Below are 14,310 nucleotides of genomic sequence, written 5' to 3' on the forward strand. Positions count from 1 at the left end.
GACGGTCATCCTGTTCGTCGGCAGCGTCTTCTCACCCTATTATGCGTGGGCACGGCAGCGCGGGACGCCCATTCCGGAGGACCACTGCGCCTTCAACGTCGCCCTCTACGGCGAGAAGCGCGGACACTGGTGCATGACCGAACGGGACCGGCACGCGCTGCGACGCGACCGTGACACCCTGGTCGTCGGCCCCAGCCAGGCGCGGTGGGTGGACGGGGAGCTCCTGCTGGACATCGACGAGCTAACCTTCCCGCGCCCGGCGTACCTGCGCGGCCGCATTCGCCTGACCCCCCGGGTCGCCAACGACCAGGCGCTGGTTCTCGACCCCGCTGGCCGCCACCGCTGGTGTGCCCTGGCCCCCTGCGCCCGGGTCCAGGTCGAGCTGGAGAAGCCGCGGGTCCGCTGGGAGGGCGAGGGCTACCTCGACACCAACGCCGGCGATGAACCGCTGGAGGATGGATTCAGCGGCTGGCACTGGTCTCGCGCCAGCGATGCCGACGGCACCACGGTGCTCTACGACGTCACCCCCCGGCAGGGGGAGGCGTACCGCAAGACGATCCGTTTCGACCGGCAGGGGGCGGTCAGCGAGGCCCCCGCTCCGGCATCGGCCCCCCTGCCAACTGCGCTGTGGGGCATCCGCAGGCGCATCCCGGCCGACGCCCCGGAGCAGGCCCGACTCATCGAGACCCTGGAGGACACCCCATTCTACGCGCGCTCCCTGGTCGCTACGGCGGTGGACGGCCGCCCGTTGCGAGCGGTCCACGAAAGCTTAGACCTCAACCGCTTCGCCAGCGCCTGGGTCAAGCCATTGCTGCCATTCCGGATGCCTCGCCGCGCGACGCGTACCGGCTGAAGTACTGGACAAGCGGCGACCGTCGCCACGAGCAGCCCCGGCTGCCCGTGGCCTGTCAGCGTCCGGCGCCGTCCCGATCGCGTTCGCGCTCCTCGCGGATCTGCCGCAGGTCGCGGCGCATGATCACGATCTCGCGTACGGCGTAGGCCATGGCCAAAGCCACGAGTGCGAGCTTGAAGATGATGAAACCGGGCAGATCCATCGACCGCCCCTCCGCGCAACGACGCCGCCCGGACTATCCGGAGACCTGACGCCCGGAGCGGGCGGCGTCCATACGCTCCAGGCGCTCCGCGTCCATCCGCTCGAGGCGCTCGAACAGGCCCAGCACCCAGGCGACCTGCCCCTCTAAGCGCCCCGGCGGGCCGACGGCCTCGGGAACCTGCCTGACAGCATCGATCAGGTACTGCCCCTGTGGCAAGGCCGGCGCCGAATCGTCCCGCGGCGCGGCGGCCAGCGTCGAGGCAACCTGAGAGAGGACACGCACTTTGCGCTGCCCGCTGACCACGGCCCGCTGGTTCACCGAGTCACAGCCGCGGCGTTCCAGCTCGCGGCCGATCTCGGCGTAGAGCAGACGTGCTGCGCACAGGCCGGGGCGCACCCGGCGAGGCAGCGCGTGGAATCCCGGCATCGCCCGTTCGTAGTGGCGATCGGCGTCCCGCAGCAGTCGCTGGATGACGCCGCCGAGTTCCGACGAGAACCGCGGCCGGGCGAGGAAGGCGTCCGGGTCGACGCCGGCCTCGCGCATCCACTGCCGCGGCAGATAGAGCCGGCCACGCCGCGCGTCCTCACCCACATCGCGGGCGATGTTGGTCAGCTGCATGCCGATCCCAAGATCGCAGGCCCGAGCCAGGGCGGACGGACTGCGCACATCCATAAGCAGCGACATCATTACGCCGACGGTCCCGGCAACGCGCACGGCGTACTCGTAGAGTTCCTCGATGGTCTCGTAGCCGCGTCCCTCGGCGTCCCAGCGAAACCCCTCGATCAGGGCCCCCGGCAAGGTTTGCGGGATGTTGTAGTAGTGGGCGACGCAGGCAAAGGCACGGTCCGCCGGGTGCGACTGGGGCCGGCCGGCGTAGGCCGCCTCCAGGCGCTCACGGAGCGCGGCCAGGGCCGCCGCATCACCCGGTCCTTCGTCCACGGCGTCATCCGCTTCGCGACAGAAGGCGTAGAGGGCCGTCGCGGCATCCCGCCGCTCCCGCGGGAGCAGCCAGGAAGCCGCCATGAAGGTCCGCGACCCGGTGCTGAGCAGGGCCCGACAAGCTCGGCGATCGGTATGGAGCAGGTACGGCTCCGGCGCCAGGCTTGGATCAGGCGAAGGTACGAGCATCTGGGACTACCTCGTCGAGGATTTTGGCGGATGAGACTACACCGGGCAGGCCGGCGCCGGGGTGCGTACCGGCACCGACCAGGAAAAGGTTCTGGACGTCTTCGCTGCGGTTGTGCGGGCGGAACCAGGCGCTCTGCTGGAGCACCGGCTCCAGGCTGAAGCCGGTGCCGAGCCACGACTTCAGCCGGTGGCGGAAATCAAGCGGCGTGGCCACCAGGGAGGTCACGAGCTCTTCCTCCAGCCCGGGCAGGACCGTCTCGCTGAGGTACTGCGAGATCGCCTGCCGGTAGGGCTCGGCCTGCGCCTCCCAGTCCACGTCCCCACCGAGGTGGGGCACCGGCGAGAGCACATAGAACGCGTCACACCCCTCCGGCGCCAGGGACGGATCGGTGGCCGTCGGCCGATGCAGGTACAGGCTGAAGTCTTCCGCCAGCACCTTGCGCTCGAAGATGTCTCGGATCAGCTCCTTGTACCGTGGCCCCATGAGGATGGTGTGATGCGGCACGTCGTGGTATCGGCGGCGGGTACCGAAGTACCAGACGTAGAGACCCATGGAGTAGCGCGCCCGGTCCAGGCGGCGATCGCTCCAGCGGCGGCGGGCACTGGCCGGCACCAGCTTGCGGTAGGTCCAGGCGGCATCGGCATTGGATACAACGACATCGGCCGCGATGCGCTCGCCGCTGCTCAGCTCCACGCCGGTCGCCCGCCCCTGATCCACGGTGATCGCCTCGACGTCGGCGTTGTAACGGACCTCGCCCCCCTGCCCGGCGATCAGATCGGCCATGCCGCTGGCCAGCCTGCCCGTACCACCCATGACGTAGTGGACCCCCCAGTGCTGCTCAAGGTACTCGATCAGGCAGTAGACCGAGGTCACCGAAAACGGGTTGCCGCCGATGAGCAGCGGGTGGAAGCTGAGCACCTGACGCAGCCGCTCGTCCTTGACGTAGCGCGAAACCAGCCCGTGAACGCTGTAGTAGCTCTGCAGCCGGATCAGGTCCGGGACCACGCGGAGCATGTCGGTAAACCGGTTGAACGGCTTGTAGCTGAGCTCCTCGAAGCCGATCCGGAAGATCTCCTCGCTGGCCGCCATGTAGCGGTGGTAGCCATCGACATCGCCGGGTGCGAAGCGCTCCACCTCGGCCCGCATCCGCTCCGGATCGCCGGTGTAGTCGAAGTGACTGCCGTCATCGAAACGGACCCGGTAGAAGGGGTCCATCAGGCGCAGGTCGATGTCGTCCTCAAAGCGCCGACCCGCCAGCTCCCAGAGTTCCCGGAAGAGAAATGGCGCGGTCACGATGGTCGGCCCGGCATCGAAGGTGAATCCGTCCTGATGATGCACGTAGGCCCGCCCCCCTGGTCCGTCCAGACGGTCCACCACGGTGACCCGGTAGCCACGCGCGCCGAGACGGATGGCCGCCGCCAGCCCGCCGAAGCCGGCCCCGATGACCACGGCGTGGGGAGACTGACCGCCGACAGCGGGTGCAGGAGCATCAGGATTCATTCGCATAGGTTTCACCTTAAGTACGGTCGGGACTATGTCAACGAACATCCGCTTCACCGCGACCTTTTGGCGCGGTCGTGCGGATGGCGGCCAGGACCTGCTCGGCCACCCGATCCGGTGCTTCCTCGTGCGCCAGATGGCCAAGGTCGGAGAGGGTTTCCAGTCGCGCCGACGGCACCCGCAGCCGAACCCGCTCGGCCTGCGCCGGGGGCACGGTGCGATCCCCACTGGCTGCGAACAGGACCAGCGGCACGGTCAGCCGCGGCAGATCCTCCATCAGCGCGTAGAGACCGTCATGGGTGCGGGCCATCATCCCCAGCGCAGCGGCCACATGCCCTGGGTGGGTGGCCAGCCGCTGATAGAGGTCGATACCCGCCTCGTCGATCCGGGATCCGGTGCGCGCCAGCACATCCGCGAGGAAATCCCGGTTGCGGGCACGAAAAGCGAGCCAGAAGGGGACCAGCGGGTTGTAAGTCAGGAGACGGGCGGTGGTGGGAAACAGGTGGCCGGCGATGCCGCTGAAGGGCAGAAAGGCGCCGTTGATGCTGATCAGCACATCCGGGCGGATCCGCGCGTCGAGGGCCATGCGCGCCAGCAGCGCTGCGCCCACCGAGTGGCCGATAGCCACCCGTGGACACAGCTCAAGCGCATGGAGGAGTTCGGCGATCCCCTGCCCGGCCCCGCCCAGAGTCTGCAGGCGGCGCGGCGGCGGGGCGCTGAATCCGTGACCCGGCAGGTCCGGCGCGACCACGGTATAGTGCCGAGCCAGCCGCGGGCCGAAATCGCGCCAGGAGTGAACGGAAGCGGCACTGCCATGCAGCAGCAGGGCGGGCGGCCCCTCTCCGTAGACCTGGACGTGCCAGCGCAACCCGCCCGCATCGACGAAACGGCTCGCCTTGTGGTTCGGCCACCCGGCAGCCTCCCGCTCCCAGGCCAAACCCGCTCCCATGGCCTCCCTCCTAGGTCTAGCGCCCGGTACCGGTCACCGCCTGCACCGCTGAGCTGATCGAAGAGGCATCGGCACGCGGCAGGGGCAGGTATTCGGCGCCCATGGCCTCGGCCAGCTCACGACCCATCGGCCGCGGCCGCGGCGAGGTGTCCACCACCAGAGCCCGGATCCCCATCACCCGGATGGCGCGAGCCGACTCGGTGGCCTCCTGCTGCGCCTTCTCACGACCGCCCACCCCTTCACGGGTGACATTGGCGCGGCCGTCGGTGAGCAGGATCAACACCGGGGTGGCGCCCTTGCGGCGGACCTCGTCGGTGAGCTGTCGGGCGGTATCGATGCCTGCAGCCAACGGCGTGCCGCCTCCCCCGGGCAGCCCGGCAAGCCCCTTCTTGGCGCGGGTCAGCGAGCGCGTCGGCGGCAGCAGCACCTCGGCCCCTCGGCCCCGGAAGGCAACCAGCGCCACCTCGTCCCGACGCACGTAGCATTCGGCCAGCAGCAGCTCCACGGCGCCCTTGGCCTCGGAGAGGCGGTGCATGGCTGATGACCCCGAGGCGTCCACCGCGAAGATGGTCGTCGTCTGACTGCGCTGCTTGAACCGGGTAATACGAAAGTCCTCGGGGCGGACGATCACCCGGCGGCCGGTCTGGTCGTGCTGGCGCCGCAGGGGCTGCCAGGGGGCCGCCGTGCGCAGGGTCTCCACAACATTCAACCGAGCCCCGCCACCGGGACTGCCCGGGCGCACCCCAGCCGGCCGGCCGCGCCCACCGCCCTGCTGAAGGGCACCGGCCCGCCCCGGCGTCTGCGAGCGGTTGCGCTGGGCCAGTTCCCGGATCTTCATCTGCTGCAGCAGGTTGTCAGGCAGTACGGCACGCGCTGCATCGAGCACCACCTCGGCGGGGATCTCCGCCGGCGCCTGCTCTTCGTCGTCCTCCTCGTCCGGCCCTTCCTCGGGCTGGTCCTGCTCGCCGCCGTCATCCTCCGGCCGCTCCTCATCCGTCTCCTGTTCTGGCGGCGGGGGCGGCTCCTCCTGTTCCTGCTGCTCGGCCTCCTGCTGTTCAGGCTCCTGCTGCTCTTCGGGCTGCTCCTGTTCCGGCTGTTGCATCTCCGGAATGCGGGTGGCCCGCGGCACCAGGATCAGGCGGGTGGCCAGGGCAACATCCTCCTGGCTGACCTCGGTCCGCCCATCCAGCGCTGCGGCCGCCCGGGCGGCGCGCAGGGCCTGCAGCGGTGCGCGCAGCGAGCCGATGCCGAGCGCCAGCCCGCCGGCACACAGGGCCTCGGCGAGGTCGTCGGAGCAAGTGACCTGGTCCAGGCGCTCGCGGGCCGCGGCGACATCCTCCGCTGTGTACTCGCAGCCGCCAGCGACGTGGACCGGAATCCCGTTAAGCTCGAGATGGCAACCCAGGCGGTCCCGGAGCGGTCCCACCGGCCGCTCGTCCTCCTCGGCCCCCTCGTCCAGGGCGATCACCCCGAAACGACTCGTCATCCGATCGGCCAGGCCGTCCCGCTCCAGCCGGACCTCGCCGTTATCGAGCACGGCCCCCAGCTTGCCGGCCGTGGCCGGCGCAATGCGCTCAGCCATCGCCAGCACGGCCACGCCGCCATCGACCTCGGCCAACACCCCGCGCTCGACCACTGGCCGGCCGGAACGCAGCGTAGCGGTCAGGTCGAGCCCGCCTAGCAGGCGGCTGTCCGAGATATTGATCGGGATGCGGCGCCAGGGCGTACCCGCGGGCAGCAGCTCACGGGCGATCTGCACCCAGCGCTCGCGCACCGGCCCGGGTAGGGAGCGCAGGCATACCCCCCCCACGCCGGGGGGGTCGATCGCCAGCAACGCCGCGGCGCACGTCGCATCCTCCCAGGCGGACTCGGCGTTGGTGTAATCGAGCGCGGCGCTCATGCAGGCAGGTGCTCCTCCACGGCTCGCTGGACCCGGGTGGTGGACCCGGACTCGTCGAGGGGATCGCGGCGCAGCCGATGGCGCAGCGCCACGCTCGCCACTTGGCGCAGGTGCTTGACCTCGACCTGATCCGCCTGCTCGAGGGCAGCGGCAGCGCGGGCGGCACGGATCAGGGTCAGTTCACCGCGGAGCCCGTCGGTGCCCAGGGCGATGCACAGCGTCGACGTGCGCTCAAGGATCTCATCGGTGACCTCGACGTGCGGCAGCTGCTCGCGTCCGCGCTCGATGCGCTCCCGCACCTCGGCGTCATGATCCGCCCACTTGCGCACGAACGCCTTCGGGTCGGACTCGTACTCATCGCGCCGGCGGACCACCTGCATGCGCGTGTGCAGGTCTTCCGGCGTGGAGACTTCCACCGACAGCCCGAAACGGTCGAGCAGCTGCGGGCGAAGCTCTCCCTCCTCAGGGTTGCCGCTGCCAATCAGGACGAACTTGGCCGGGTGGCGCACGCTGAGCCCCTCGCGCTCGACCACGTTCTCGCCGCTGGCGGCCACGTCAAGCAGGAGGTCAACAATGTGATCCTCGAGGAGGTTCACCTCGTCGATATAAAGAAAACCGCGGTTGGCGCGTGCCAGAAGCCCCGGCTCGAAGGCCTTTTCCCCCCGCGTCAGCGCCTGCTCAAGGTCGAGGGCACCGACGACACGGTCCTCGGTCACCCCCAGCGGCAGGTCCACCACCGGCACGTTGATCTCTTGCACGTTGAGTTGCTTGCCCGCCTGGGTCTGCTCCCGGCAGTGATCGCAGAGGGTATCGTCGTGATCCGGGTTGCAGTGGTACGGGCAGTCAGACACTGCGCGAATCGTCGGCAGCAGCCCGGCCAGGGCACGGACTACCGTCGACTTGCCGGTGCCGCGGTCGCCAAAGACCAATACACCGCCGATGGAGCCGTCCACCGCGGCAATGGTCATCGCGAGCTTCATCTCGTCTTGCCCGGCGATCGCCGAGAAGGGAAACGCTGGTGCCATGGATTGTGCCGTCCCAGTTTTTGGAGTCAGTGACCTTGCGGAAACGGGCCGCCCGGCCCGCGCGCAGATTAACAGAGGGACACGCCCGGTACAGCCCTACCGGGCCGCCCACTCCGCGACCGGCTGCTCACGAATCAGACGCCGGAACCACGGCGTGTAACGCCGGGGATGCTGCTCGGTATCCGCCTGAATCCGCAACGGGGCCGCCCAGGCCCATGCGCCGATTTCGGCCGGATCCGGGGCGGGCTGATCGTCCAGGGCGCGGCCAATCAGCACATGGGCGTATTCATGTTCGGCGAGCCCGGTATGAGGATCTTCGGCGTGGTAGGTAAACTGCGCAACCGGCTGCAAGCGGGTCGTGAAACCGAACTCTTCGCCCAGGCGGCGCTCGGCCGCCTCGGTGACGCCCTCGCCGGGCCGCGGATGGCCACAGCAGGAGTTCGACCAGAGCCCCGAGAAGTGGTACTTGCTATCGGCGCGACGCTGCAGGAGCAAATGACCGCGCGGACTGAACACGAGCACGCAGAACGCCAGGTGCAGGGTCCCGCCGTCGGCGTGGGCGCGGATCTTCTCTTCGGTGCCGACGCGCTGCCCTTCCGGGTCGACGATCACCACGTGCTCCATCGTGTCCTCCCCGCTAGAGACCTCGGCGCGCATTGGGCAACATCGTCGCGCCCCCCTTGCGCCTGGCGCGATAGTACGACCATTCTCTAAACGCTGGCAAATGCGCCGTTACGTCGCACAGAACCGTATACTGGAAAGATCCATCACCGGCCCCCTGAGTCGGCCGGGGTGGTGCATTGGAAGGTCACCTCGACCCTGACGTGAGAGGAGCCAGAATGATGAGCAAGAAACCGTGTGACCGCTCCCGCCGCAAGTTCCTGCGCCTGGGCCTAATGAGCACGGCGGCGATCCCGGCCGCGAGCCTGTTCGGCTCCAAGGCCATGGCGGATGACAACAACAACGGCAACGACCGGACCTGGGAGATCATCAGCGAGGATGCGCCGGAGGCCAAGGGCATCGGCTACGTGCATAATCAGGCCGACGCCGACATGGACCATCCCCGCTTCGAAAGCCACCAGTTCTGCGCCAACTGCCTGCTCTACGTCCCCCACGAGGAGGACGGAGACCACGGCTACTGCGCCGCCTTCGGCATGGACGAGAAGCGCCTGGTCAATGCCAACGGCTGGTGCTGGGCCTGGGAAGACGCCGGTGATGCCGCCGAGGTGGGTCCCCGCGACGTCCCCGCGGACCAGCTGCGGCGGGGCTGACCCCACCGCTTCAGGTACGGGGTGAACCAGCCGGGCGGGAGCGCCCCGGTTGCTGCGCCAGAGACCGCCGGGCTGCCTGATCCAGGCGCCCGGCGACGTCTTATTGGCGCGGCCGATCACGATATCGGTCAACCATCGAAGATCCAGCGTCAAGGACCCTAGACAGCAGGCGGTCTAGCCGTGCAAGTTACGCGCATAGACCGAATCACGCAGTTACCAAGGCAGTCGCGGAGGCTCGACCCATGCGTATCGTCTTTATCCATCCCAACTACTCTTCGGGCGGTGCGGAAATCGCGGGCAACTGGCCCCCGGCATGGGTCGCCTACCTGGCCGGCCATCTCAAGCGCGCCGGCTACGACAACATTCGGTTCATCGACGCGATGACCAACAACTTCTCCGACGAGTACATCCGCGAGGAGCTGGAGAAGGAAAAACCGGACATCGTGGCGACGACGGCGATCACGCCTTCGATCTACGTCGCCGAGCGAAGCCTGGAGATCGCCAAGGAGGTTGACCCCGAGGTCGTCACCCTCATCGGCGGTATCCACCCGACCTTCATGTACAAGCAGGTCCTCAGCGAGGCGCCCTGGATTGACGCCGTGGTCCGTGGCGAGGGTGAGGAGATCATGGTCAACCTCGCTCGCGCGGTTGACGAGGGGCGCTGGCCCGATGAGCGCGAGTCCATCCTCGGGATCGCTTACCGCGACGGCGAACAGATCGTCGCCACGCCGGCGGCGCCGACCATCAAGGACCTCGACAGCATCGAGCCGGACTGGGGCATCCTGGAGTGGGAGAAGTACACCTACATCCCGCTCAACACCCGAGTCGCCATCCCCAACATGGCGCGGGGCTGCCCGTTCACCTGCTCGTTCTGCTCGCAGTGGAAGTTCTGGCGCGACTACCGGATCCGCGATCCGAAGAAGGTCGTGGACGAGATCGAGAAGCTTGCCGACGAGCACGACGTCGGATTCTTCATCCTTGCCGACGAAGAGCCGACCATCAACCGCAAGAAGTTCATCGAGTTCTGTCAGGAGCTGATCGACCGCGGACTCCCGGAACGCGGCATCCTCTGGGGCATTAACACCCGTGTCACCGACGTGCTGCGCGACGAGGAACTCCTGCCCTTCTACCGCAAGGCCGGCCTGATCCACGTCTCGCTGGGCACAGAGGCAGCCGCGCAGCTCAAGCTGGACCGGTTCAACAAGGAGACCACCGTCGCCCAGAACAAGAAGGCGATCGAACTCCTGCGCAACGCCGGGATCGTGGTCGAGGCTCAGTTCATCGTTGGTCTCGAGAACGAAACCGCCGAGACGCTCGAAGAGACCTACCAGATGGCCCAGGACTGGAAGCCGGACCTGGCCAACTGGGCCATGTACACCCCCTGGCCGTTCTCGGACCTGTTCCGCGAGCTCAAGGACACCGTGGAGGTGTACGACTTCGAGAAGTACAACTTCGTGACGCCGATCATCAAGCCGCAGGCCATGGACCGCGGCGAGTTGCTCGATCGCACGATGAGCAACTACCGGCGCTTCTACATGCGCAAGGCGCTGTTCTCCTACCCGTGGGCGGGGACCGGTGACCGGCGCAAGTATCTCTTCGGCTGCCTCAAGGCCTTCCTCAAGGCTGGCTTCCAGCGCAAGTTCTACGACCTGGGTAAGCATGGCTACTGGGGTCCGCAAACCCGGAAGAAGGTCAGCGAGAACATCGAGAAGAACTTCGACAAATCGCGGACCCTTTCCGAGGCACAGCGGGCGGAGTACGAGGAGCACGCATCCAAAGAAGAAATCAAGGCTGCCCGGTCTCACAAGGCGGGCACGGAGACGGAACGCACCCCGGCGGAAGCCACCGTGCAGGTCCACCGGGACGGAGTCCCCGGCAAGGACAAGCAGCAGAAGGCGGCTGAGACCGACGAAGTCTGAGGGTTCCAGAGTGGACGCAGCGACCGGGCAACATGAAGAGGCCCGCATCGGGCCGAACGCGATCCTTCAGGTTGCGGCGGCGTTGTCCGCCCTCGAAGACGAGGATACCGCCCGGCGGTGCTTTGACGCCGCTGGGCTATCCGACTGGCTCGAGCATCCCCCAGAGGCGATGGTTCCGGAGTCAACGGTCGCCGCACTCCACCAGTGCGTACGACGCGAACTCGGCGCCGACCGGGGCGCGCGGGTGATGCGCGAGGCGGGCGAGCGGACCGGGGAGTACGTCCTGAACAACCGCATCCCCGCCCCGATCCGGGCCCTGCTGCGGTTTCTGCCGCCGGTCCTGGCCGGACCAATGCTGCTCAAGGCCATCTCGCAGCACGCCTGGACGTTTGTCGGCTCCGGACAGCTGACCATTCGCAAGGGCCGACCCTGCTTGCTGGAGCTGGCCCACAACCCGGTCATCGCCGGCGAGCGGGCCGAAGGGCCGGTTTGCCACTGGCATGCCGCCGCCTTTGAGCACCTGTTCCGGTCGCTCGTCCACGGCGACTCCACCATCCGCGAGACCCGTTGCGCGGCCGCTGGTGACGAACGCTGCGTCTTCGAGCTGCGCTACCGCTGACTTCTCTCCGCCCGCCGCGATATCAGCCGGCCGGACCGCCCAACATGGGGAAGGTCACTCCGAGCGCCCAGGCGAACGCCACCGCGTTGGCCAAGCCGGCCACCAGCGGATGCCCCGTGTGCCGGTAGACCCACCGACTGAACAGCCCGTAGACCGCGAAGAAGACCACCACCACCGGGACGATGAGCAGCAAGAAGAACAGCCCTTGCGGATCGAGTGCCACCGCCAGTCCCAGCGAGACCAGGAAGAGCACCTTGGTGGCGGCGTAGGCGCCGCGGCGCATCCCCTGCCCCCGGCTCAGCCACTCATCGGCGAGGAAGTACGGCAGCGTGCCGGCCACCATCGCTAGCATCAGCGGCAGCCGCTCGATGGAGGGATAGAAAACGGTCACGAACTGATCGAGCACCGCACCAAGGATGACCAGGCAGTAGGCGGTGACCGCAGCAGCGCCGAGCAGCCAGCGCCCCCCGGTGCGTCCGGACACGCCGACGGCGGCGGCGATATCCCGCACGCCGGGCCGCCCCGCGGTCCACCACAGCAGGACCATACTCAGCAGCCCGTAAACCCCGAAATGGATAGCAACGTAGTCGCCGATCACCACCGGCAGGAAGTCGGTAGGCACCGGCGCGAGCACCAGTGGCGTCGCCAGCGCCGGGACACCGGCAACAACGGCCAAACGCCGCCATCCGGCACCCGCTCCCTGCCCGACCACGGCCACCCGCGGCAGCAGGCGCGCAGCCGGCCGCGCCAGGGCGATCACCGCCGCCAGCAGGAGGGCCACCCACGGCCCGCGGGCCGCCACCCAACCGTCGCTGTCGCGCTCGAACGCCTGATCCAGCCAGGCCACCGCCTCCTTCAGGCTGACCTGACTGTACAGCACACCCACGTGCTCGACCCCCGGCGCCACCGCAATGCGCCGCGCAGTGCCGTCGCCGAAGTCGCCGTAGGTCCGCCCGAACTCCACGTCCTCGGGCTCGAGCTCGGCAAAGGCCATCGCCACCACGCGTTGACCCTCCTCCTGCAGACGACGCTCGAACCCCCCAACCACACTCATTACGTTGGCCGGGGTCTCGGCATCCACGGTCGGCGCAAACATGGACACCCCCACCGTGGCCACCACATCGTCCCGCTGCTGCGCGAACCGTACGATGATGTTCGACGCCATGGAGTGGCCAAGGACGGCCATGGGCTCAGCCTCGCCCATCAATTCCGCCCGAGCGTAGTCGGCCACCCGCTCCGTCTGCTCCACCAGCGCCTGAGCTGCGCCATCCTGTGCGGTGATGTCACCGTGCAACGGGCGTGGATTCCGACCGTGGCCGAGGTAGTCAAAACTGACCACGGTATAGCCGTTGCCGGCCAGCGTCAGGGCGAAGGGATCCATGAGGGGGCGCGAGCCGGCAAACCCGTGGGAGACAAGCACGACCGGCCCCGGTTGACCGGCTTCCGGCCGATAGATCGTAGCTGGTGTATCAGCGATGGTCAGCACCTCGCGCTCAATGCCGACCTCGTCGCCGAAAAGTTGATGGAGCGCCACGCCGATAGCGATCAGCGCAGCCAGTGCCAGCCCCAGATCCCACCGCGCAAAGCGTCCACTGCCAGCCATCTTCGGCGGTCACCCCGAGGAGGAGGAGGAGGCGTCCGCGTCGGCCGGCTTGGCAGCCACTTCCCGCGTGCCCCGGTTGCGCGCCTTGAGGCCCCAATGCCAAAGGAAGGCGGTGGGCATGGGGATGACCAGGAACCAGTGTTCTAGGATGGCTAGCGCCATCAGAGTCGCCACCAGCGTCAGCCCCACGGCGGTGAACGCATCAACCCCCGGGGCCATGGCGGCCTGAACCAGAAGCACCAGCGCAACGGTAGAGACACTCACCGAGAACGGGAAAAACAGGTTCATCGGGCGCCGCCGCATGAAACCGCGCAGGAACTGCATGTGCTCCGGCACGAACTCCTCGTTGAGATTGCGCACCCCGAGGAAGACGTTCACCCGCGCGCTCTCGTGCATCCAGGCCAGCACCAGGAAGGTCCACAGCGCCACCAGATTGCCGTCCCCCCAGGTCAGGATCGCCAGCACGACGCCGAGCACTAGGATGGCCAATTCGTGGTAGACGTTGCTCTGCAGCGCATGACCGAAGTGACGCCAGCCCGAGCAGTCCGGCGGGCAACGGATCTGCCGTGGCCCGGTGAGGTAATTGGTGTAGTAGCTCAGCTCCACCCACGCCCAGATCAGCAAGGCGCTGGTAAAGGCGATGTAGGCACCGCCAACCGAGGTGTCGGTGCTGCTAACGGCCACCCCGTAGAGCCCCATCCCGAGCCCGACGGTGCCGCCTAGCATGCTCCAGCGGAAGGTATGCACCGGGAGGTTGTCCAGGTAGATCACCACGCCGGTGCTGAACCACCAGAGGAACAGCGCGAAGAGCGCTGGCAGCAGGTACTCGACCATTACGGCCCCTCGACGCCGTTCTCGTCGTCCTCAGTGTCCAGGAAACGGACGAAGGCGCCGGCGTTGTCCTCACCGAACGCGGCCAAATCGACCCCCTGCCCGGTGACCGGATCCTCGAGGATGAGCCGTCCGTCCGCGCGCCCCTTGAGGATGAACGGGACCTCGTCACTACCGCCGGTCCGCACCCGGAACTGAGCCAGCTGCCGAACCGTCTGGCGCATAAACGACTCCTCGCCCTCGCCAGCCCTCGCCAGCTCCTCGCCGGTGCGGCCATCACGGACGACGATCTCGCCATCCACATCGTGGAACGACAGCGCACGCTCAGCCACCGGGGGCTGAAAATCCGTCCCGGTCGTGCCGAGGACCAACTCGGTGTAAAGCACGTAGACGGTCAACATCAGGATGAGCCCCAAGGCGGTCACCGGCATAATGACCTTGGAGATCGGTCCTGCCTTAAGATGCTCGTCGTTGTCGGAAGAAGCCATGGTCAGATCGTCTCTCCGGCG

At 67.9% G+C, this 14,310-nt stretch carries 14 protein-coding genes; 4 read left to right on the top strand and 10 right to left on the bottom strand.

Annotation, left to right across the window (positions count from 1 at the left end; all coding sequences use genetic code 11):
* Positions 1-133 precede the first annotated feature (133 nt).
* Positions 134-853 carry a carotenoid 1,2-hydratase gene (locus CCR79_RS08710; RefSeq protein ID WP_238632479.1) on the top strand — a complete coding sequence of 240 codons (720 nt, stop codon included), beginning with the start codon at positions 134-136 and terminating at the stop codon, positions 851-853.
* Between the two features lie 55 nt (positions 854-908).
* On the opposite strand, the gene CCR79_RS08715 is transcribed toward CCR79_RS08710, so the two are convergent.
* The 7 genes from CCR79_RS08715 to idi all read right to left on the bottom strand — a co-directional run bounded on the left by CCR79_RS08715 (position 909) and on the right by idi (position 8,182).
* Entirely contained in the window at positions 909-1,055 is a 147-nt protein-coding gene (locus tag CCR79_RS08715; protein ID WP_201171005.1) for a hypothetical protein, read from the bottom strand.
* A 33-nt stretch (positions 1,056-1,088) separates the two neighbouring features.
* Positions 1,089-2,183, bottom strand: coding sequence for a phytoene/squalene synthase family protein (locus tag CCR79_RS08720; RefSeq protein WP_201171007.1), 1,095 nt, complete (start codon positions 2,181-2,183; stop codon positions 1,089-1,091).
* Positions 2,164-3,690, bottom strand: coding sequence for a phytoene desaturase (locus CCR79_RS08725; RefSeq protein ID WP_201171009.1), 1,527 nt, complete (start codon positions 3,688-3,690; stop codon positions 2,164-2,166). The genes CCR79_RS08720 and CCR79_RS08725 overlap by 20 nt, the downstream gene beginning before the upstream one ends.
* 31 nt (positions 3,691-3,721) lie before the next feature.
* Positions 3,722-4,633, bottom strand: coding sequence for an alpha/beta fold hydrolase BchO (bchO, locus tag CCR79_RS08730; RefSeq protein WP_201171011.1), 912 nt, complete (start codon positions 4,631-4,633; stop codon positions 3,722-3,724).
* Between the two features lie 16 nt (positions 4,634-4,649).
* Positions 4,650-6,533 (bottom strand): VWA domain-containing protein, encoded by a 1,884-nt coding sequence (locus CCR79_RS08735; RefSeq protein ID WP_201171013.1) that lies wholly within the window; start codon positions 6,531-6,533, stop codon positions 4,650-4,652.
* A complete protein-coding gene (bchI, locus tag CCR79_RS08740; RefSeq protein ID WP_201171015.1) occupies positions 6,530-7,558 on the bottom strand; it encodes a magnesium chelatase ATPase subunit I in 1,029 nt (342 codons plus the stop codon). Before bchI ends, CCR79_RS08735 begins: the two co-directional genes overlap by 4 nt.
* A 96-nt stretch (positions 7,559-7,654) precedes the next feature.
* Entirely contained in the window at positions 7,655-8,182 is a 528-nt protein-coding gene (gene idi, locus CCR79_RS08745; RefSeq protein ID WP_238632483.1) for an isopentenyl-diphosphate Delta-isomerase, read from the bottom strand.
* A gap of 218 nt (positions 8,183-8,400) precedes the next feature.
* On the opposite strand from idi, the gene CCR79_RS08750 reads away from it, so the two are divergent.
* From CCR79_RS08750 to bchJ, 3 genes are all read left to right on the top strand, one after another.
* Entirely contained in the window at positions 8,401-8,829 is a 429-nt protein-coding gene (locus CCR79_RS08750) for a high-potential iron-sulfur protein (RefSeq protein WP_201171020.1), read from the top strand.
* Positions 8,830-9,071: 242 nt separating this feature from the next.
* The gene (bchE, locus tag CCR79_RS08755; RefSeq protein WP_201171021.1) at positions 9,072-10,748 is read left to right on the top strand and encodes a magnesium-protoporphyrin IX monomethyl ester anaerobic oxidative cyclase; all 1,677 of its coding nucleotides are present in this window, start codon (positions 9,072-9,074) and stop codon (positions 10,746-10,748) included.
* Between the two features lie 10 nt (positions 10,749-10,758).
* On the top strand, positions 10,759-11,367 hold the full coding sequence (gene bchJ / locus CCR79_RS08760) for a bacteriochlorophyll 4-vinyl reductase (RefSeq protein ID WP_201171023.1): 609 nt from the start codon (positions 10,759-10,761) through the stop codon (positions 11,365-11,367).
* 22 nt (positions 11,368-11,389) lie between these two features.
* Here bchJ and CCR79_RS08765 read toward each other — a convergent pair whose 3' ends face one another.
* From CCR79_RS08765 to puhC, 3 genes are read right to left on the bottom strand one after another with little or no spacing between them, the layout of a single operon-like run.
* Positions 11,390-12,970: an alpha/beta hydrolase gene (locus CCR79_RS08765; protein ID WP_201171026.1), complete on the bottom strand. Its 1,581-nt coding sequence runs from the start codon at positions 12,968-12,970 to the stop codon at positions 11,390-11,392.
* A gap of 9 nt (positions 12,971-12,979) precedes the next feature.
* On the bottom strand, positions 12,980-13,804 hold the full coding sequence (gene puhE, locus CCR79_RS08770; protein ID WP_201171028.1) for a putative photosynthetic complex assembly protein PuhE: 825 nt from the start codon (positions 13,802-13,804) through the stop codon (positions 12,980-12,982).
* A complete protein-coding gene (puhC, locus tag CCR79_RS08775; protein ID WP_201171030.1) occupies positions 13,804-14,289 on the bottom strand; it encodes a photosynthetic complex assembly protein PuhC in 486 nt (161 codons plus the stop codon). The genes puhE and puhC overlap by 1 nt, the downstream gene beginning before the upstream one ends.
* Positions 14,290-14,310: the final 21 nt, after the last annotated feature.

Source organism: Halorhodospira halophila (assembly GCF_016653405.1).
GTDB lineage: Bacteria > Pseudomonadota > Gammaproteobacteria > Nitrococcales > Halorhodospiraceae > Halorhodospira > Halorhodospira halophila_A.

What these genes read in the sequence shown, in the direction of transcription:
- CCR79_RS08710 (WP_238632479.1), top strand. Translation starts at nt 134, where the DNA reads ATGACCGAACGGGACCGGCACGCGCTGCGACGCGACCGTGACACCCTG.
- CCR79_RS08715 (WP_201171005.1), bottom strand. Translation starts at nt 1,055, where the DNA reads ATGGATCTGCCCGGTTTCATCATCTTCAAGCTCGCACTCGTGGCTTTG.
- CCR79_RS08720 (WP_201171007.1), bottom strand. Translation starts at nt 2,183, where the DNA reads ATGCTCGTACCTTCGCCTGATCCAAGCCTGGCGCCGGAGCCGTACCTG.
- CCR79_RS08725 (WP_201171009.1), bottom strand. Translation starts at nt 3,690, where the DNA reads ATGCGAATGAATCCTGATGCTCCTGCACCCGCTGTCGGCGGTCAGTCT.
- bchO (WP_201171011.1), bottom strand. Translation starts at nt 4,633, where the DNA reads ATGGGAGCGGGTTTGGCCTGGGAGCGGGAGGCTGCCGGGTGGCCGAAC.
- CCR79_RS08735 (WP_201171013.1), bottom strand. Translation starts at nt 6,533, where the DNA reads ATGAGCGCCGCGCTCGATTACACCAACGCCGAGTCCGCCTGGGAGGAT.
- bchI (WP_201171015.1), bottom strand. Translation starts at nt 7,558, where the DNA reads ATGGCACCAGCGTTTCCCTTCTCGGCGATCGCCGGGCAAGACGAGATG.
- idi (WP_238632483.1), bottom strand. Translation starts at nt 8,182, where the DNA reads ATGGAGCACGTGGTGATCGTCGACCCGGAAGGGCAGCGCGTCGGCACC.
- CCR79_RS08750 (WP_201171020.1), top strand. Translation starts at nt 8,401, where the DNA reads ATGAGCAAGAAACCGTGTGACCGCTCCCGCCGCAAGTTCCTGCGCCTG.
- bchE (WP_201171021.1), top strand. Translation starts at nt 9,072, where the DNA reads ATGCGTATCGTCTTTATCCATCCCAACTACTCTTCGGGCGGTGCGGAA.
- CCR79_RS08765 (WP_201171026.1), bottom strand. Translation starts at nt 12,970, where the DNA reads ATGGCTGGCAGTGGACGCTTTGCGCGGTGGGATCTGGGGCTGGCACTG.
- puhE (WP_201171028.1), bottom strand. Translation starts at nt 13,804, where the DNA reads ATGGTCGAGTACCTGCTGCCAGCGCTCTTCGCGCTGTTCCTCTGGTGG.
- puhC (WP_201171030.1), bottom strand. Translation starts at nt 14,289, where the DNA reads ATGGCTTCTTCCGACAACGACGAGCATCTTAAGGCAGGACCGATCTCC.